Raw genomic sequence first — 19,414 nt, 5'->3', positions numbered from 1 at the left:
CGCCGCGCAGGGACATAGCGCGGCGGTTAACATTGAACTAACAAGAGAACCCTTAACAAACGCCATGAGCGACGACAATTCACACAGTAGCGACACGACAACCACTAAAAAGGGATTTTTCTCCCTCATTCTGAACCAGCTTTTCCACGGCGAACCGAAAAACCGTGATGAACTGCTGGAGCTGATTCGTGATTCCGGGCAGAACGACCTTATCGACGAAGATACGCGCGAAATGCTCGAAGGGGTGATGGACATCGCCGACCAGCGCGTCCGCGACATCATGATCCCCCGCTCGCAGATGATTACCCTGAAACGCAACCAGACGCTGGACGAGTGCCTCGATGTGATTATCGAATCGGCTCACTCACGTTTCCCGGTCATCAGCGAAGACAAAGATCACATTGAAGGGATTTTGATGGCGAAAGATCTGCTGCCGTTTATGCGCAGCGATGCCGAAGCCTTCAGTATGGAAAAGGTGTTACGCCCGGCCGTGGTTGTGCCGGAAAGTAAACGTGTGGATCGGATGCTGAAGGAGTTTCGCTCCCAGCGCTATCACATGGCGATTGTTATTGATGAATTTGGTGGCGTTTCCGGTCTGGTCACAATCGAAGACATCCTTGAGCTGATCGTGGGCGAAATCGAAGATGAGTATGACGAAGAAGAGGATATCGACTTCCGTCAGCTGAGCCGCCACACCTGGACCGTGCGCGCGCTGGCCTCCATTGAAGACTTCAACGATACCTTTGGCACCAGCTTCAGCGATGAAGAAGTGGACACCATTGGTGGTCTGGTGATGCAGGCCTTCGGCCATCTTCCGGCCCGCGGTGAAACCGTTGACATCGATGGTTACCAGTTCAAGGTCGCAATGGCTGACAGCCGACGTATTATTCAGGTTCACGTCAGAATGCCGGACGACTCACCGGTGCCAAAACTGGAAGATTAATGTAAATGGCATTTGCCCCACTCTTTGAACGCCAGCGCGTCCGTTTGCTGCTGGCGCTGTTACTCGGAGCCAGCGGTACGCTGGCTTTTTCTCCTTACGATATCTGGCCAGCCGCTATTCTCTCCCTGATGGGGCTACAGGGTCTTACCCTGAACCGCCGTCCGGTACAGGCCGCGGCCATTGGCTACTTCTGGGGGCTGGGGCTGTTTGGCTCTGGTATCAACTGGGTCTACGTCAGTATCGCGCAATTTGGCGGAATGCCGGGGCCGGTTAACGTCTTCCTGGTTGTGCTGCTCGCCGCCTATCTCTCGCTCTACACCGGCCTGTTCGCGGGCATCTTGTCTCGCCTGTGGCCAAAAACGACCTGGCTGCGCGTGGCGATAGCGGCACCCGTTGTCTGGCAAATCACCGAATTTCTGCGCGGCTGGGTACTGACCGGCTTCCCGTGGTTGCAGTTCGGCTATAGCCAGGTAGACGGCCCGCTGAAAGGCCTGGCCCCGGTCATGGGCGTGGAAGCCATCAATTTCCTGTTGATGATCGTCAGCGGCCTGCTGGTGCTGGCCCTGGTGACTCGTAACTGGAAGCCGCTGGTTGCCGCGTTGATCCTGTTTGCCTTGCCCTTCCCGCTGCGTTATATCCAGTGGTTTACGCTGGAGCCCGCGCGCGCCACGCAGGTTTCTCTGGTACAGGGCGATATCCCGCAGTCCCTGAAATGGGATGAGAATCAGCTGCTGAACACGCTGAAAATCTACGCCAACGCCACTGAAAAGGTGATGGGCAAATCGCAGCTCATCATCTGGCCTGAGTCTGCGATCCCGGACCTGGAGATCAATCAGCAGCCCTTCCTGAAGATGATGGACGATCTGCTGCGCGCGCGCGGCAGTACGCTGATCACCGGAATTGTGGATGCGCGTCTCAATCAGCAGAACCGCTATGACACGTACAACACGATCATTACGCTCGGTAAGGACAGCGAATATAGCTATACCTCCACCAATCGCTACAACAAAAACCACCTTGTACCGTTTGGCGAATTTGTTCCGCTGGAGTCTATTCTGCGCCCACTGGCACCGTTCTTTGATTTGCCGATGTCCTCATTCAGCCGGGGCCCTTACGTTCAGCCGCAGCTGCATGCGCACGGTTTTGCCCTGACGGCCGCCATTTGCTACGAGATTATCCTCGGCGAGCAGGTGCGCGATAATTTCCGCCCGGACACCGACTATCTGCTGACCATCTCAAACGATGCGTGGTTCGGTAAATCGATTGGCCCGTGGCAGCACTTCCAGATGGCGCGAATGCGTTCTCTGGAGCTGGCACGTCCGTTGCTGCGCAGCACCAATAACGGCATTACCGCCGTGATTGGTCCGCAAGGTGAAATCCAGGCCATGATCCCGCAGTTTACCCGTGAGGTGCTGACTACTAACGTCACGCCAACTACCGGGCTTACGCCTTACGCGCGCACCGGGAACTGGCCGCTGTGGATTTTGACCTTGCTGTTCGGCTTAGGCGCAGTACTGATGAGCCTGCGTCAGCGTCGTAAATAACCTTACCTTCTGTTGCCGGGTGGCGGCTACGCCTTACCCGGCCTACTCTCCAGCGCCGCCACCCGACATTTTCCTCCCAAACTTCAATTCTGGCACGCCTGTTGCTTTGTTTATTCACGCAAACGCTGTCTGGCTTAACGTGCAACCTTGTCGCACCAGCGTAGATCATCGGTAGCACCGAAACGGTGCAACGAGGGATTATTGCCTCTGAATGGTGCGGCGCGCTTCGCAAAAATAAACAATAACGCAGCAAAATCTTTACATTAAGCCAGACTAAATGTTAACAAGCTTGCATAACACTGCACTCGCATTGCGAGAGATATAACAACATCACAATGGGTATCTATGCGTCACTGGCGCTGATAAGAAAGGAGTTGGGTATGCAATTACGTAAACTGGCCACAGCAATGCTGGTTATGGGAATATCTGCGGGGGTTGTCCACGCTGAAGACGCTCCGGCAGCAGGAAGCACTCTCGACAAGATTGCCAAAAACGGCGTGATCGTGGTCGGCCACCGTGAATCTTCTGTCCCGTTCTCTTACTACGACAACACGCAAAAAGTCGTGGGCTATTCACAGGATTACTCCAACGCCATCGTTGAAGCCGTGAAGAAAAAGCTGAACAAACCTGACCTGCAAGTGAAGCTGATCCCCATCACTTCACAAAACCGTATTCCTCTGCTGCAAAACGGCACATTTGATTTTGAATGTGGCTCAACCACCAACAACCTTGAGCGTCAGAAACAGGCCGCTTTCTCGGACACCATCTTCGTTGTGGGCACCCGCCTGCTGACGAAGAAAGGCGGCGACATCAAAGATTTTGCTGACCTGAAAGGCAAAGCGGTTGTCGTGACCTCCGGTACCACGTCCGAAGTGCTGCTGCACAAGCTGAACGACGAGAAGAAAATGGACATGCGCATCATCAGCGCGAAAGACCATGGCGACTCCTTCCGTACCCTGGAAAGCGGCCGTGCTGTCGCGTTTATGATGGATGACGCCCTGCTGGCGGGCGAACGCGCGAAAGCGAAGAAACCAGACAACTGGGAAATCGTCGGTACCGCCCAGTCGAAAGAAGCCTACGGCTGTATGCTGCGTAAAGGTGACGAGGACTTCAAGAAACTGATCGATGACACCATCGCTCAGGCGCAAACCTCCGGCGAAGCGGCAAAATGGTTCGACAAATGGTTCAAGAACCCAATTCCACCAAAAAACCTGAACATGAACTTTGAACTGTCTGACGACATGAAAGCGCTGTTCAAATCACCAAACGACAAAGCTCTTAACTAATTAGAACGACAGGGGCGGGATCTCCTGCCCTCTCGATTGTCGGGAAGCATGGACAGACTATACGTTGAGTGGTCGTTCCCCACTCAGCGCAAGAATTGAGCTTCTCACCAATCTTCGAGGGTAGCGCTGCTACCCTTTTTTTTCTGGAGTTTACTATGTCAATTGACTGGAACTGGGGCATCTTTCTGCAACAAGCCCCGTTCGGCAACACCACCTATCTCGGCTGGCTGTGGAGCGGCTTTCAGGTTACCGTTGCGTTATCGATAACGGCGTGGATTATCGCGTTTCTTGTCGGTTCGCTGTTCGGTATTCTGCGTACCGTCCCTAACCGTTTTCTCTCTTCGATTGGCACGCTCTATGTGGAACTGTTCCGTAACGTTCCGCTGATCGTGCAGTTCTTTACCTGGTATCTGGTGATCCCGGAACTGCTGCCGGAAGATCTCGGCATGTGGTTTAAGGCCGAGCTGGATCCTAACGTACAATTTTTTGTCTCCTCTATGCTGTGTCTGGGGCTGTTCACCGCTGCGCGCGTCTGCGAGCAGGTACGTGCCGCCATACAGTCACTGCCGCGCGGGCAAAAGAATGCGGCACTGGCAATGGGCCTGACTCTGCCCCAGGCCTACCGTTACGTACTGCTGCCTAACGCTTACCGCGTCATCGTTCCGCCGATGACGTCCGAGATGATGAACCTGGTAAAAAACTCGGCTATCGCCTCAACCATCGGTCTGGTGGATATGGCGGCACAGGCGGGCAAACTGCTGGATTACTCCGCTCACGCCTGGGAATCCTTCACGGCGATCACGCTCGCCTATGTTCTGATTAACGCTTTCATCATGCTGGTGATGAACTTGGTTGAACGCAAAGTACGCCTGCCGGGCAATCTGGGGGGCAAATAAATGTACGATTTTGACTGGAGTTCCATTGTTCCCTCCATGCCCTATCTGCTGGATGGACTGGCAATCACCTTAAAGATCACCGTTATCGCCATTATCGTCGGTATTATCTGGGGCACCCTGCTGGCAGTGATGCGCCTGTCGAGCTTTAAGCCGCTCGCCTGGTTTGCCACGGCCTACGTTAACGTATTCCGCTCCATTCCACTGGTCATGGTGCTGCTGTGGTTTTATCTGATTGTTCCCGGCTTTTTACAGAACGTACTGGGACTGTCGCCAAAGACCGATATCCGCCTGATCTCTGCCATGGTGGCGTTTTCCATGTTTGAAGCCGCCTACTACTCAGAGATCATCCGCGCAGGTATTCAGAGTATCTCACGCGGGCAGTCCAGCGCTGCGCTGGCGCTCGGTATGACGCACTGGCAGTCCATGAAGCTCATTATTTTGCCGCAGGCGTTTCGCGCCATGGTTCCGCTGCTGCTGACGCAGGGCATCGTCCTGTTCCAGGATACCTCCCTGGTCTACGTGCTGAGTCTGGCAGACTTCTTCCGTACCGCCTCCACCATTGGCGAACGTGACGGAACGCAGGTTGAGATGATCCTCTTCGCGGGCGGGGTCTATTTTGTGATTAGTTTAAGCGCATCGCTGTTGGTCAGCTGGCTGAAGAAAAGGACGGTATAATGATTTCCCTGAAAAATGTTTCTAAATGGTATGGGCACTTTCAGGTGCTGACCGACTGCTCAACGGAAGTGAAAAAAGGCGATGTGGTGGTGGTATGCGGCCCGTCCGGTTCCGGTAAGTCGACGCTTATCAAAACCGTTAATGGGCTGGAACCTGTCCAGCAGGGCGAGATTGTCGTTAACGGTACCAAAGTAAATGACCGCAAAACCAACCTTGCCCAGCTTCGCTCTCACGTAGGGATGGTGTTCCAGCATTTTGAGCTGTTCCCTCACCTGTCCATCATTGAGAACCTGACGCTGGCGCAGGTCAAAGTGCTGAAGCGCGACAAAAAAGCGGCGCGCGAAAAGGGGCTGAAGCTGCTGGAACGCGTCGGGCTGTCTGCGCATGCGAATAAGTTCCCGGCCCAGCTTTCGGGCGGCCAACAGCAGCGTGTGGCAATCGCGCGTGCGCTGTGCATGGATCCGGTGGCAATGCTGTTTGATGAGCCGACGTCCGCGCTCGACCCTGAGATGATCAACGAAGTGCTGGACGTCATGGTGGAGCTGGCGCACGAAGGGATGACCATGATGGTGGTGACGCACGAAATGGGCTTCGCCCGTAAAGTGGCCAACCGCGTGATCTTCATGGATGAAGGGAAAATTGTTGAAGACTCACCAAAAGAAGAGTTCTTCGCAAATCCTAAATCTGAACGTGCAAAAGACTTCCTCGCCAAAATCCTGCATTAATCTTTTTAGTGCGCAATCTGCGGATTGCGCACTGCTTCACGCTTTAGATCTCTTTTTCTATTCGGCGTCACATCGCAGCGTTAACCTTGTCACAAATAATGCTGAGAATGGAGAACGCTATGGCACAGCCAATTATTCTCGACTGCGATCCGGGTCATGATGACGCGATCGCACTCGTCCTTGCTCTTGCTTCCCCTGAACTGGACGTAAAAGCTGTCACCTCCTCCGCCGGGAACCAGACGCCGGATAAAACCTTGCGAAACGTGTTGCGCATGTTGACGCTGCTGAAACGCACCGATATTCCGGTCGCAGGTGGCGCCGTTAAGCCACTGATGCGCGAGCTGATCATTGCGGATAATGTTCACGGTGAGAGTGGGCTGGATGGCCCGGCGCTACCGGAGCCGAATTTCGCACCGCAAAACTGCACTGCCGTCGAGCTCATGGCGAAGGTGCTGCGTGAGAGCGCAGAGCCCGTGACGCTGGTGGCGACCGGCCCGCAGACCAACGTTGCGCTGCTGCTGAACAGCCATCCTGAACTGCACAGCAACATCGCCCGTATCGTCATCATGGGCGGGGCAATGGGGCTGGGGAACTGGACGCCAGCAGCAGAGTTCAACATCTTCGTTGACCCGGAAGCCGCGGAAATCGTCTTCCAGTCGGGCCTGCCGATTGTGATGGCGGGGCTGGACGTGACGCATCGGGCACAGATTATGACAGACGATATTGAACGCTTCCGCGCCGTGGGCAACCCGGTTGCAACGACCGTGGCCGAGCTGCTCGACTTCTTTATGGAGTATCACAAAGCCGAGAAGTGGGGCTTCCACGGCGCCCCGCTGCATGACCCATGCACCATCGCCTGGCTGCTGAAGCCGGAAATGTTTACCACGGTCGAGCGTTGGGTTGGTGTGGAAACACAGGGGAAATATACCCAGGGAATGACGGTGGTGGACTATTACTCGCTGACGGGAAACAAGCCGAATACCACGGTAATGGTGGATATCGATCGGGAAGCGTTTGTGGATTTGCTGGCGGAGCGGCTGCCTTATTATTCTGCGGCCTGATGCCCTCACCCCGCCCCTCTCCCACAGGGAGAGGGTGCAAACAGTTTTGCTTTTACCTACGGCTCAAATGGCCGACGCTGGAACTGGTCGTGCCCGCACTTCGGACACAGCGACAGCACCTCCGGCGTATAAACGGCGATATGGTGGTGGCACTTCTCACACACCAGGTTCCCCAACCCCACTACTTCGCCGCTGTGATAGACACCGTGGTGGTTTAAATCCTGAAACACCTCACGCCATTCCAGCTGAGTTTTATCGGTAATATCCGCCAGCTCCTGCCACAGGCTCTCTTTGATGACCCGCATAAAAACGCTGTCGGCGATCTCGTCCTGGCTCTCTTCATAGCTTCGCGCGAACTCCTCCAGGTCACGGCGCACGGCGCGCGTCACCTCTTCCACTTCGGTTCGCGTTAACTCACCCGTTTGCGTCACGCGTGCGCGTGCCTGTTCGACCAGCGCGTCGATATCACGCTCGCCGTTACGCAGCCGTTCCGTCAGAGTCGCTACCAGTTCACGGTAAAATTGAGCAACCTTGTTCATCATTTTGCCTCCCGGGTAAGTAACTGTCTCTAATAATAGACCTTATTTCGCCGCCGCTTTGTCAGGTGAAGCACAGACCCGGTAAATTCCTGCAAAGTGCATTTGCGTGAAAGGCTGTTTTGACGCGGGCGTTTGGGCTATGCTATGCGGATCTGAATTACCACATCCATTGGCTACATTTGTAGCTGTATTGAACACAGGACCACTGGCTGCCATGCAAGAGCAATACCGCCCGGAAGAGATAGAATCAAAAGTCCAGCAACACTGGGACGAGAAGCGCACCTTTGAAGTAACCGAAGACGAGAGCAAAGAGAAGTATTACTGCCTGTCGATGCTTCCCTATCCTTCTGGTCGACTACACATGGGCCACGTGCGTAACTACACCATCGGTGACGTGATTGCGCGCTACCAGCGTATGCTGGGCAAAAACGTTCTTCAGCCTATCGGCTGGGATGCGTTCGGCCTGCCTGCTGAAGGCGCGGCGGTGAAAAACAACACGGCACCGGCTCCGTGGACGTACGACAACATTGCGTACATGAAAAACCAGCTGAAAATGCTGGGCTTTGGCTATGACTGGAGCCGCGAGCTGGCAACCTGTACCCCGGAATACTACCGCTGGGAGCAGAAATTCTTCACCGAGCTGTATAAAAAAGGCCTGGTGTACAAGAAGACCTCTGCCGTTAACTGGTGTCCGAATGACCAGACCGTTCTCGCGAACGAGCAGGTTATCGACGGCTGCTGCTGGCGCTGCGACACCAAAGTAGAGCGTAAAGAGATCCCACAGTGGTTTATCAAAATCACCGCCTACGCTGACGAACTGCTGAACGATCTGGATAATCTGGACCACTGGCCAGATACCGTTAAGACCATGCAGCGCAACTGGATCGGCCGTTCCGAAGGTGTGGAAATTACCTTCAACGTTGAGAACTACGACCAGACCCTGACCGTCTATACCACCCGTCCGGACACCTTCATGGGCGCGACCTACCTGGCCGTGGCCGCAGGTCACCCGCTGGCGCAGAAAGCGGCAGAAAACAATCCGGAACTGGCGACCTTCATCGACGAATGCCGCAATACTAAAGTGGCCGAAGCCGACATGGCGACGATGGAGAAAAAAGGCGTTGATACCGGCTTTAAAGCCATTCACCCGCTGACGGGCGAAGCGATCCCTGTCTGGGCAGCCAACTTCGTACTGATGGAATACGGCACAGGCGCAGTGATGGCCGTGCCGGGTCACGACCAGCGCGACTACGAATTTGCCACCAAATACGGCCTGACCATCAAGCCTGTTATTCTTGCCGCTGACGGCTCTGAGCCCGATCTCTCTGAGCAAGCGCTGACTGAAAAAGGCACCCTGTTTAACTCCGGTGAGTTCAGCGGCCTTAGCTTCGAAGAAGGCTTCAACGCAATCGCCGACAAGCTGGCCTCCCTGGGCGTGGGCGAGCGTAAAGTGAACTACCGTCTGCGCGACTGGGGCGTTTCCCGTCAGCGTTACTGGGGTGCGCCAATCCCAATGGTGACTCTGGAAGATGGCACCGTGATGCCAACGCCGGAAGATCAGCTGCCGGTGATCCTGCCGGAAGACGTGGTCATGGACGGCATCACCAGCCCGATCAAAGCCGATCCTGAGTGGGCGAAAACCACCGTCAACGGTCAGCCAGCGCTGCGTGAAACCGACACCTTCGACACCTTTATGGAATCCTCCTGGTACTATGCGCGCTACACCTGCCCGCAGTACAAAGAAGGCATGCTGGATTCCGATGCAGCAAACTACTGGCTGCCGGTAGACATCTACATCGGTGGCATTGAACACGCCATCATGCACCTGCTCTACTTCCGCTTCTTCCACAAACTGATGCGTGACGCAGGCCTCGTCAACTCCGACGAGCCGGCAAAACAGCTGCTGTGTCAGGGTATGGTGCTGGCAGATGCGTTCTACTACGTTGGCGCGAACGGCGAGCGTAACTGGGTTTCTCCGGTTGATGCGATTGTGGAGCGCGACGAGAAAGGCCGTATCGTGAAGGCGAAAGACGCCGAAGGTCATGAACTGGTGTATACCGGCATGAGCAAGATGTCCAAGTCGAAAAATAACGGTATCGACCCGCAGGTAATGGTTGAGCGTTACGGCGCTGACACCGTGCGTCTGTTCATGATGTTCGCCTCCCCGGCAGATATGACGCTGGAATGGCAGGAATCCGGCGTTGAAGGGGCAAACCGCTTCCTGAAACGCGTCTGGAAACTGGTGTACGAGCACACCTCTCAGGGTGATGCGCCAGCGCTGAACGTGGCTGCACTGAGCGAAGATCAGCAGGCGCTGCGTCGTGATGTTCATAAAACCATTGCGAAAGTCACCGATGATATTGGTCGTCGTCAGACCTTCAATACCGCAATTGCGGCTATTATGGAACTGATGAACAAGCTGGCGAAAGCCCCGCAGGACGGCGAGCAGGATCGCGCCTTAATGCGTGAAGCGCTGCTGGCGGTCGTTCGCATGCTTAACCCGTTCACGCCGCACGTTAGCTTCACCCTGTGGCAGGAGCTGAAAGGCGAAGGCGATATCGACAACGCGCCGTGGCCAGTGGCGGATGAATCCGCTATGGTGGAAAACACCACGCTGGTGGTGGTGCAGGTTAACGGTAAAGTGCGCGGTAAAATTACCGTCGCGGTCGACGCAACCGAAGAACAGGTTCGCGAGCGCGCAGGCCAGGAGCATCTGGTCGCGAAATACCTTGAGGGCGTTACCGTACGTAAAGTGATCTACGTACCTGGTAAACTGCTGAATCTGGTCGTTGGCTAAGCGCGGGAGGAAACGTGCGACAACTGGCAACAATACTCTTATCTCTGGCGGTGCTGGTCACCGCTGGCTGTGGCTGGCACCTGCGCAACACCACGGCAGTGCCTGCTCAGATGAAAACAATGATCTTCGACTCATCCGATCCGAACGGACCGCTGAGCCGGGCCATTCGTAACCAGCTGCGTTTGAACGATGTTGAGCTGATCGAGAAGGGAACCCTGCGTCAGGATGTTCCTTCGCTTCGCGTCCTGAAATCAACGCTGTCACAAGATACGGCCTCGATCTTCCAAGATGGGCGGACGGCGGAATATCAGATGGTGCTTACCGTTGATGCGGCCGTCTTGATGCCAGGTAAAGATATTTACCCTATCAATACCAAAGTCTACCGCTCGTTCTTCGATAACCCGCAGACGGCGCTGGCAAAAGACGCCGAACAGCAGATTATCATCAAAGAGATGTACGATAAGGCCGCGGAACAGCTGATCCGCAGACTGCCTGCCATTGCCGCGTCGACGAAAAAAGGCGCTGACGTCATCGAAACACCGGATGCCAGCACGCCGGATATGCCAACGTCTTTGGGTAACTGATGATCAGGTTGTATCCTGAACAACTCCGCGCGCAGCTCAACGAAGGGCTGCGCGCGGCCTATCTGCTACTCGGCAATGACCCCCTGTTACTTCAGGAAAGCCTTGATGCGGTTCGCCATGCGGCAGCCGCACAGGGTTTCGATGAGCATCATACGTTCCAGATCGATAACAGTACCGACTGGAACGCTATCTTCTCGCTTTGTCAGGCCATGAGCCTGTTTGCCTCTCGTCAGACAATCCAGATCCTGCTGCCGGAGAATGGTCCTAACGCTGCCATCAATGAACAGCTGGCCATGCTGGTAAGTTTGTTACACGACGATCTGCTGCTTATCGTACGCGGCAACAAACTCACAAAAGCGCAGGAAAACGCGGCCTGGTTTACCCGGCTAGCCCCCAGTGCGGTGCTGGTCACCTGCCAGACGCCAGAGCAGGCGCATCTGCCAAAATGGGTTGCCGCGCGAGCAAAGCAGCACAATTTGCAGCTGGATGAGGCCGCCAGTCAGCTCCTGTGCTACTGCTACGAAGGCAACCTTCTGGCACTGGCGCAGGCGCTGGACAGGCTCGCCCTGCTGTGGCCCGATGGTAAGCTGACGCTGCCGCGCGTGGAACAGGCGGTGAATGATGCCGCGCACTTTACCCCCTTCCACTGGGTTGATGCGCTGCTGTCGGCGAAAAGTAAGCGTGCTCTGCACATCCTGCAACAGCTGCGCCTGGAAGGGAGTGAGCCGGTCATCCTGCTCCGTACGCTCCAGCGCGAATTACTGCTGCTGAACAACCTTAAACGCCAGTCAGCACACACGCCCCTGCGCGCCTTATTCGACAAACATCGCGTCTGGCAAAACCGTCGGGCGATGACCACGGAGGCGATAAACCGCCTGAGCCAGGAGCAGTTGCGTCAGGCAGTACAACTTCTGATGCGCGCCGAACTGACGTTAAAACAGGATTACGGCCAGTCTGTCTGGGCGGAGCTGGAGAGCCTCTCTTTGCTGCTCTGCCATAAGGCGCTGGCAGACGTATTTATCGATGGGTGATATGCATTCTTTACAGGCAATGTATGGCGGGACCTTCGACCCGGTACACTATGGGCATCTTAAGCCGGTAGAAATCCTCGCGAATTTGATTGGGTTGCAGCGGGTAATCATCATGCCCAACAATGTTCCGCCGCACCGTCCTCAGCCAGAAGCAACCAGCGAGCAGCGTAAAGCGATGCTCGCGCTGGCTATCGCCGATAAGCCTCTCTTCACGCTGGATGAGCGTGAACTGCGCAGGGATACCCCTTCCTGGACATCGCAAACGCTGCGGGAGTGGCGCGCTGAGCAAGGGCCCATGAAACCGCTGGCGTTTATCATCGGCCAGGATTCCTTGCTCAACTTTCCCAGCTGGTACCAGTACGAAACCATTCTGGAAAACAGTCATCTGCTGGTCTGCCGCCGTCCGGGCTACCCGCTGACCATGCGCGACGCACAGCATCAGCAGTGGCTTGACGCGCATCTGACGGACAATATAGAAGACCTGCACAGTCTCCCCGCCGGGAAAATTTACCTCGCTGAAACGCCGTGGTTTGATATTTCCGCGACCCTCATCCGCGAACGTCTCCAGCAGGGTTTAGACTGTGACGATCTCCTCCCCTCGTCCGTGCTGGCCTATATCCATGCGCACGGTCTGTATCAGAAAAGTACAGATGCCTGAGCATCGCCGGCGAAATTGTTCGTTAATGATTATCCTGCCTTGACAGGCTAAGCCATACTGATATCCTCCGCTGCCAGACTTTCCCGCCGATCGCTGCTTTACAGAAATTGTTTTACAAAAATGGCGATGCAATATCAGGCGGAGGGTGGGATGATACCCGCCTTCAAAAGCCGGGCGGTGACATTTGTCCCGCGACTGGCGTCAGTTCAGGTATACTGACTGACCACGAATTCATAGTTGTACAATCTCATTCACCCAGGGGGAAAACTTGCAGGGTAAAGCACTCCAGGATTTTGTTATCGACAAAATTGATGACCTGAAAGGTCAGGACATCATCGCTATCGACGTTAAGGGTAAATCCAGCATCACCGACTGCATGATCATCTGCACCGGGACCTCAACTCGTCACGTTGTTTCGATTGCTGACCATGTTGTTCAGGAATCGCGCGCGGCAGGGCTGCTTCCGCTGGGCGTTGAAGGTGAAGCGACCGCTGACTGGGTGGTTGTCGATCTCGGCGATGTGATTGTCCACGTCATGCAGGAAGAGAGCCGTCGCCTGTATGAGCTGGAAAAACTCTGGGGTTAATGCGTGAAGTTGCAACTGGTCGCCGTCGGCACCAAAATGCCGGACTGGGTACAAACCGGTTTTACTGAGTATCTGCGTCGTTTCCCAAAAGATATGCCGTTCGAACTGGTGGAGATCCCAGCAGGAAAGCGCGGCAAGAACGCAGATATCAAACGTATTCTCGATAAAGAGGGAGAACTGATGCTGGCTGCCGCAGGCAAAAACCGCATCGTGACCCTCGATATTCCGGGCAAACCCTGGGATACGCCGCAGCTGGCGCACGAACTGGAGCGCTGGAAGCAGGATGGTCGGGACGTCAGTCTGTTGATTGGCGGACCAGAGGGGTTATCTCCCGCCTGCAAAGCGGCAGCAGAACAAAGTTGGTCACTCTCGGCGCTGACGCTGCCCCACCCGCTTGTACGGGTTCTAGTGGCAGAAAGTTTGTATCGCGCATGGAGCATCACTACCAACCACCCTTATCACCGCGAGTAATGACTGACCAGGGTAATTTAAGCAGCGGATGAAACTACAGAATTCTTTTCGCGACTATACGGCTGAGTCCGCGCTGTTTGTGCGCCGGGCGCTGGTCGCCTTTACGGGGATTTTGCTGCTTACCGGCGTGCTGATCGCCAACCTCTATAATCTGCAAATTGTCCGCTATACCGATTACCAGACCCGCTCAAACGAAAACCGTATCAAGCTGGTGCCCATCGCGCCCAGCCGCGGCATTATCTACGATCGTAACGGCACGCCGCTGGCGCTTAATCGCACCATCTACCAGATAGAGATGATGCCCGAGAAAGTGGATAACGTGCAGGATACGCTGAACGCGCTGAGAAGCGTTGTCGACCTGACTGATGACGATATCGCTGCGTTCAAAAAAGAGCGCGCACGTTCTCACCGCTTCACCTCCATTCCGGTAAAAACCAACCTGACGGAAGTGCAGGTCGCCCGTTTTGCCGTTAACCAGTACCGTTTCCCCGGTGTGGAAGTCAAAGGCTATAAACGCCGCTACTATCCTTACGGCTCCGCGCTGACGCACGTCATTGGTTACGTCTCCAAAATCAACGATAAAGACGTCGAACGCCTTGATAAAGACGGCAAGCTGGCTAACTACGCCGCAACCCATGATATTGGCAAGCTGGGGATCGAACGTTATTACGAAGACGTGCTGCACGGTCAGACCGGGTATGAAGAGGTTGAAGTTAACAACCGTGGCCGCGTGATCCGTCAGCTGAAAGAGGTTCCCCCGCAGGCGGGGCATGACGTCTATCTGACGCTCGACCTGAAGCTACAGCAGTATATCGAGACGCTGCTGGCGGGTAGCCGTGCTGCGGTTATTGTGACCGACCCGCGTACCGGCGGCATTCTGGCGATGGTTTCCATGCCAAGCTACGATCCGAACCTGTTCGTGGATGGCATCTCCAGCAAGGATTACTCCGGCCTGCTCAACGATCCAAACACGCCGCTGGTGAATCGCGCGACGCAGGGGGTTTATCCTCCAGCTTCAACGGTTAAACCGTATGTCGCCGTGTCTGCGCTAAGCGCGGGCGTCATCACCCGCAATACCAGTCTGTTTGACCCCGGCTGGTGGCAGTTACCTGGCTCTGAGAAACGCTACCGCGACTGGAAAAAATGGGGCCACGGCCATCTGAACGTGACCAAATCACTGGAGGAGTCGGCGGATACCTTCTTCTATCAGGTCGCCTACGACATGGGTATTGACCGTCTGTCTGAATGGATGAGCAAATTCGGCTACGGGCATTACACCGGTATAGATTTGGCTGAAGAGCGTTCCGGCAACATGCCAACCCGCGAATGGAAGCTGAAGCGCTTTAAAAAACCCTGGTATCAGGGTGACACCATTCCGGTAGGGATCGGCCAGGGCTACTGGACGGCAACGCCGCTGCAAATGAACAAGGCGATGATGATCCTCATTAACGATGGCGTTGTGAAAGTGCCGCACCTGCTGCAAAGCACCGTTGAAGACGGCAAAAAAGTGCCGTGGATACAGCCGCACGAGCCGCCGGTGGGTGACATTCATTCCGGCTACTGGGAAATCGCGAAAGACGGCATGTACGGTGTAGCCAACCGTCCTAACGGGACGGCGCACAAATATTTCGCCGGCGCACCGTATAAGGTTGCCGCGAAATCAGGTACGGCTCAGGTCTTCGGTCTGAAAGCGAATGAAACTTATAACGCACATAAAATTGCCGAACGTCTGCGTGACCACAAGCTCATGACGGCGTTTGCCCCTTATGATAACCCGCAGGTTGCGGTGGCGATGATTCTGGAGAACGGCGGCGCAGGCCCGGCGGTGGGTACCATCATGCGTCAAATCCTCGACCACATCATGCTGGGTGACAACAACACCGAACTGCCAGCTGAAAACCCGGCAGCCGCTGCGGCGGAGGACCAATAATCATGACGGATAATCCGAATAAAAAATCGCTGTGGGACAAGATCCACATCGACCCTGCCATGCTGCTGATCCTGCTGGCTCTGCTGGTCTACAGCGCCCTCGTTATCTGGAGCGCCAGCGGCCAGGATATCGGCATGATGGAGCGTAAAATCGGCCAGATCGCCATGGGTCTGGTCATTATGGTGGTGATGGCGCAAATACCGCCGCGCGTGTACGAGGGCTGGGCGCCCTATCTCTATATTTTCTGTATCATTTTGTTGGTGGCAGTAGATGCTTTCGGCGCCATCTCGAAAGGGGCGCAACGCTGGCTGGATCTGGGGATTGTCCGCTTCCAGCCGTCGGAAATCGCCAAAATCGCCGTCCCGCTGATGGTGGCGCGCTTTATTAACCGCGACGTCTGCCCGCCGTCGTTGAAAAATACCGCCATTGCGCTGGTGCTGATTTTCCTGCCGACGCTGCTCGTGGCCGCACAGCCGGACCTCGGTACTTCAATTCTTATCGCCCTCTCCGGCCTGTTCGTCCTGTTCCTGTCCGGCCTGAGCTGGCGTCTGATTGGTATCGCCGTGGTGCTGGTTGCCGCGTTTATCCCCATCCTCTGGTTCTTCCTGATGCATGATTACCAGCGTCAGCGCGTTATGATGCTGCTCGATCCCGAGACCGATCCGCTGGGCGCAGGCTATCATATTATTCAGTCGAAGATTGCGATTGGCTCCGGAGGCCTGCGTGGTAAAGGCTGGCTGCACGGTACGCAGTCGCAGCTCGAATTTTTACCGGAACGCCACACCGACTTTATCTTTGCCGTTCTGGCTGAGGAGTTAGGGCTGGTTGGCATCCTGGTGCTGCTTGCACTCTACGTGCTGCTGATCATGCGAGGTTTGTGGATTGCCGCGCGCGCGCAAACCACCTTTGGTCGCGTGATGGCAGGCGGATTAATGTTGATTTTGTTCGTTTATGTCTTCGTAAATATTGGTATGGTGAGTGGTATTCTGCCGGTTGTTGGCGTACCGCTGCCGCTGGTGAGTTACGGGGGCTCGGCACTGATCGTGTTGATGGCCGGGTTTGGTATCGTCATGTCGATCCATACCCACAGGAAAATGTTGTCCAAAAGCGTATAAAAATAAGGGGATCGCAATGCGTAAGCAGTGGCTGGGGATCTGCATCGCAGCAAGTTTACTTGCCGCCTGTACAAGTGATGATGGTCAGCAACAGGCAACCGTCGCGCCGCCGCAGCCTGCGGTCTGTAATGGCCCGATTGTTGAGATTAGCGGTGCCGATCCCGTTTATGAACCGCTGAACGCCAGCGTGAATCAGGATTATCAGCGCGACGGTAAAAGCTATAAAATCGTTCAGGATCCTTCCCGTTTCAGCCAGGCTGGCTTTGCTGCCATCTATGATGCTGAGCCCGGCAGCAATCTGACCGCGTCGGGTGAAACCTTCGATCCGATGCAGATCACGGCGGCACACCCGACGTTGCCTGTCCCGAGCTATGCACGCATCACTAACCTGGCGAATGGCCGAATGATCGTGGTGCGTATCAACGATCGCGGTCCTTACGGCACCGATCGCGTGATCTCCCTGTCCCGCGCGGCGGCCGACCGTCTGAACACCTCAAACAATACTAAAGTGCGTATCGACCCGATTATCGTGGCGCAGGATGGTTCACTGTCTGGCCCGGGCACGGCCTGTACCACGGTCGCGAAACAGACCTATGCCCTGCCCGCTCGCCCGGATCTGAGCGGTGGTATGGGGGGCGCTTCAACGCCGGCAGAGCCCGCACAGCCGCAGGGTGAAGTGCGTGCTATCAGCAACGATACGCTGCAAAGTGAAGACGCGACCGGCGCCCCGGTGAAAAGCAGTGGTTTCCTTGGCGCACCCACCACGTTAGCGCCGGGCGTGATTGAATCAAATGAACCTGCCCCAGCGCCTGCGCCCGTCGCTGCTGCACCCGCTACACAACCCGCCCCGGTGGCCGCGCCTGCTGCTACGCAGACTGCGGCGCCTGCGACGGCGAGCGGCAGCTACGTGGTTCAGGTTGGCGCCGTCAGCGATCGGACCCGTGCAGAGCAATATCAGCAGCGTTTAAGCAAGCAGTTTGGCGTGCCAGGCCGCGTTGAGCAAAACGGTGCGGTATGGCGTATCCAGATGGGTCCGTTTGCCAGCAAATCGCAGGCAGCGTCCCTGCAACAGCGTTTGCAGAGCGAGGCGCAGCTCCAGTCGTTTATCGCTGTTGCAAAATAATTATTCGGTGGTATCCGAAATGTCAGTTTGTGTAAAGCACGTTAACACTCTCATGATGAAAGTCGGATGCCTGCCCGTATAGCATTTGCTATAGTAAGGCACTTTTTTTAATTCCATCACGGATGTCGTAGTTCTGACCATGAAGACCACTTTTTCTGCTCGTTTTGTGCAGCGCATGGCGCTGACCACGGCCCTTTGCGCTGCTGCGTTCTCCACAGCTCACGCGGACGACCTGAACATCAAGACCATGATCCCTGGCGTTCCGCAGATCGACGCGGAATCCTACATCCTGATTGATTACAACTCCGGCAAAGTTCTGGCAGAACAGAACGCCGATGCCCGCCGCGATCCGGCCAGCCTGACCAAAATGATGACCAGCTATGTTATCGGCCAGGCCATGAAAGCAGGCAAATTCAAAGAAACCGACCTGGTGACCATCGGTAACGATGCGTGGGCAACCGGCAACCCGGTGTTCAAAGGTTCATCGCTGATGTTCCTGAAGCCAGGCATGCAGGTTCCGGTCTCTCAGCTTATCCGTGGCATCAACTTGCAGTCCGGTAACGACGCCTGCGTGGCCATGGCCGATTTTGCAGCGGGCAGCCAGGACGCGTTTGTGGGCCTGATGAACAGCTACGTCTCCGCCCTGGGCCTGAAAAACAGCCACTTCCAGACCGTTCACGGCCTGGACGCCGAGGGTCAGTACAGCTCCGCGCGTGACATGGCGCTGATCGGTCAGGCGCTGATCCGCGATGTGCCAAACGAGTACTCTATCTACAAAGAGAAAGAGTTCACCTTCAACGGCATTCGTCAGACCAACCGTAACGGCCTGCTGTGGGACAACAGCCTGAACGTCGACGGCATCAAAACTGGCCACACCGATAAAGCCGGCTATAACCTGGTGGCCTCCGCCACTGAAGGCCAGATGCGTCTGATCTCTGCCGTGATGGGGGGGCGTACGTTTAAAGGCCGCGAAACGGAAAGCAAAAAGCTGCTGACCTGGGGCTTCCGCTTCTTCGAAACCGTGAACCCGCTGAAAGCTGGTAAAGAATTTGCCTCTGAACCTGTCTGGTTTGGCGATAACGATCGCGCTTCCCTGGGCGTGGACAAAGATCTCTATCTGACGATCCCACGCGGTCGTATGAAAGATCTGAAAGCCAGCTACGTGCTGAATACCACCGAGCTGCACGCCCCGCTGCAAAAGAATCAGGTCGTGGGTACGATTAACTTCCAGCTGGATGGCAAAACCATCGATCAGCGCCCGCTGGTGGTGCTGGAGGAAATTCCTGAAGGCAATTTCTTCGGCAAAATCATTGATTACATTAAGCTGATGTTCCATCACTGGTTTGGTTAAAAATTGAACACTTGAAAGTGTGATTTTGATCCCCATATACTACGTATCAGTAAAACTCCCGCGCCGTGGCGGGAGTTATTATTTTTTATACACACGCCG

18 protein-coding genes are annotated in these 19,414 nt (G+C 55.5%); 17 read left to right on the top strand and 1 reads right to left on the bottom strand.

Annotation, left to right across the window (positions count from 1 at the left end):
• Positions 1 to 64: 64 nt before the first annotated feature.
• The 7 genes from corC (at position 65) to rihA (ending at position 7,130) form a co-directional block, all read left to right on the top strand.
• Positions 65 to 943 carry a CNNM family magnesium/cobalt transport protein CorC gene (corC, locus tag L463_RS12315; protein ID WP_003858679.1) on the top strand — a complete coding sequence of 293 codons (879 nt, stop codon included), beginning with the start codon at positions 65 to 67 and terminating at the stop codon, positions 941 to 943.
• A gap of 5 nt (positions 944 to 948) precedes the next feature.
• Positions 949 to 2,487 (top strand): apolipoprotein N-acyltransferase, encoded by a 1,539-nt coding sequence (gene lnt / locus L463_RS12320; protein WP_023296117.1) that lies wholly within the window; start codon positions 949 to 951, stop codon positions 2,485 to 2,487.
• Between the two features lie 380 nt (positions 2,488 to 2,867).
• Positions 2,868 to 3,773, top strand: coding sequence for an amino acid ABC transporter substrate-binding protein (locus tag L463_RS12325; RefSeq protein ID WP_023296116.1), 906 nt, complete (start codon positions 2,868 to 2,870; stop codon positions 3,771 to 3,773).
• A gap of 155 nt (positions 3,774 to 3,928) precedes the next feature.
• Positions 3,929 to 4,669, top strand: coding sequence for a glutamate/aspartate ABC transporter permease GltJ (gltJ, locus tag L463_RS12330; RefSeq protein ID WP_015571133.1), 741 nt, complete (start codon positions 3,929 to 3,931; stop codon positions 4,667 to 4,669).
• Positions 4,670 to 5,344: a glutamate/aspartate ABC transporter permease GltK gene (gltK, locus tag L463_RS12335; protein ID WP_015571134.1), complete on the top strand. Its 675-nt coding sequence runs from the start codon at positions 4,670 to 4,672 to the stop codon at positions 5,342 to 5,344.
• Positions 5,344 to 6,069 carry an amino acid ABC transporter ATP-binding protein gene (locus tag L463_RS12340; protein ID WP_017382465.1) on the top strand — a complete coding sequence of 242 codons (726 nt, stop codon included), beginning with the start codon at positions 5,344 to 5,346 and terminating at the stop codon, positions 6,067 to 6,069. Before gltK ends, L463_RS12340 begins: the two co-directional genes overlap by 1 nt.
• Before the next feature lie 119 nt (positions 6,070 to 6,188).
• Entirely contained in the window at positions 6,189 to 7,130 is a 942-nt protein-coding gene (gene rihA, locus L463_RS12345) for a pyrimidine-specific ribonucleoside hydrolase RihA (RefSeq protein WP_023296115.1), read from the top strand.
• Between the two features lie 56 nt (positions 7,131 to 7,186).
• Here the strand turns inward: rihA and L463_RS12350 are convergent, their stop codons facing one another.
• Positions 7,187 to 7,669 carry a zinc ribbon-containing protein gene (locus L463_RS12350; RefSeq protein WP_003858689.1) on the bottom strand — a complete coding sequence of 161 codons (483 nt, stop codon included), beginning with the start codon at positions 7,667 to 7,669 and terminating at the stop codon, positions 7,187 to 7,189.
• 214 nt (positions 7,670 to 7,883) lie between these two features.
• Here L463_RS12350 and leuS point away from each other — a divergent pair, with 214 nt between their 5' ends.
• The 10 genes from leuS to dacA all read left to right on the top strand — a co-directional run bounded on the left by leuS (position 7,884) and on the right by dacA (position 19,315).
• The gene (gene leuS, locus L463_RS12355) at positions 7,884 to 10,466 is read left to right on the top strand and encodes a leucine--tRNA ligase (protein ID WP_015571136.1); all 2,583 of its coding nucleotides are present in this window, start codon (positions 7,884 to 7,886) and stop codon (positions 10,464 to 10,466) included.
• Positions 10,467 to 10,480: 14 nt separating this feature from the next.
• Positions 10,481 to 11,050 carry an LPS assembly lipoprotein LptE gene (gene lptE / locus L463_RS12360; protein WP_006809628.1) on the top strand — a complete coding sequence of 190 codons (570 nt, stop codon included), beginning with the start codon at positions 10,481 to 10,483 and terminating at the stop codon, positions 11,048 to 11,050.
• On the top strand, positions 11,050 to 12,081 hold the full coding sequence (gene holA / locus L463_RS12365) for a DNA polymerase III subunit delta (protein ID WP_015571137.1): 1,032 nt from the start codon (positions 11,050 to 11,052) through the stop codon (positions 12,079 to 12,081). The genes lptE and holA overlap by 1 nt, the downstream gene beginning before the upstream one ends.
• On the top strand, positions 12,074 to 12,739 hold the full coding sequence (gene nadD / locus L463_RS12370; protein ID WP_032103125.1) for a nicotinate-nucleotide adenylyltransferase: 666 nt from the start codon (positions 12,074 to 12,076) through the stop codon (positions 12,737 to 12,739). The genes holA and nadD overlap by 8 nt, the downstream gene beginning before the upstream one ends.
• A 268-nt stretch (positions 12,740 to 13,007) precedes the next feature.
• Positions 13,008 to 13,325 carry a ribosome silencing factor gene (gene rsfS, locus L463_RS12375; RefSeq protein WP_003858696.1) on the top strand — a complete coding sequence of 106 codons (318 nt, stop codon included), beginning with the start codon at positions 13,008 to 13,010 and terminating at the stop codon, positions 13,323 to 13,325.
• A 3-nt stretch (positions 13,326 to 13,328) separates the two neighbouring features.
• Complete coding sequence (rlmH, locus tag L463_RS12380; protein ID WP_003858701.1) at positions 13,329 to 13,796, top strand: 23S rRNA (pseudouridine(1915)-N(3))-methyltransferase RlmH; 468 nt, start codon at positions 13,329 to 13,331, stop codon at positions 13,794 to 13,796.
• 28 nt (positions 13,797 to 13,824) lie between these two features.
• The gene (mrdA, locus tag L463_RS12385) at positions 13,825 to 15,726 is read left to right on the top strand and encodes a peptidoglycan DD-transpeptidase MrdA (RefSeq protein WP_015571138.1); all 1,902 of its coding nucleotides are present in this window, start codon (positions 13,825 to 13,827) and stop codon (positions 15,724 to 15,726) included.
• A 2-nt stretch (positions 15,727 to 15,728) separates the two neighbouring features.
• The gene (gene mrdB / locus L463_RS12390) at positions 15,729 to 16,841 is read left to right on the top strand and encodes a peptidoglycan glycosyltransferase MrdB (protein ID WP_015571139.1); all 1,113 of its coding nucleotides are present in this window, start codon (positions 15,729 to 15,731) and stop codon (positions 16,839 to 16,841) included.
• A gap of 16 nt (positions 16,842 to 16,857) precedes the next feature.
• Entirely contained in the window at positions 16,858 to 17,964 is a 1,107-nt protein-coding gene (gene rlpA, locus L463_RS12395; protein WP_017382470.1) for an endolytic peptidoglycan transglycosylase RlpA, read from the top strand.
• Positions 17,965 to 18,103: 139 nt separating this feature from the next.
• Complete coding sequence (dacA, locus tag L463_RS12400; protein ID WP_023296113.1) at positions 18,104 to 19,315, top strand: D-alanyl-D-alanine carboxypeptidase DacA; 1,212 nt, start codon at positions 18,104 to 18,106, stop codon at positions 19,313 to 19,315.
• The last annotated feature ends 99 nt before the right edge of the window (positions 19,316 to 19,414 follow it).

It is taken from the genome of Enterobacter sp. BIDMC 27 (assembly GCF_000534415.1).
GTDB lineage: Bacteria > Pseudomonadota > Gammaproteobacteria > Enterobacterales > Enterobacteriaceae > Enterobacter > Enterobacter hormaechei_C.
This window is presented reverse-complemented; position numbering and strand designations above follow the sequence as displayed.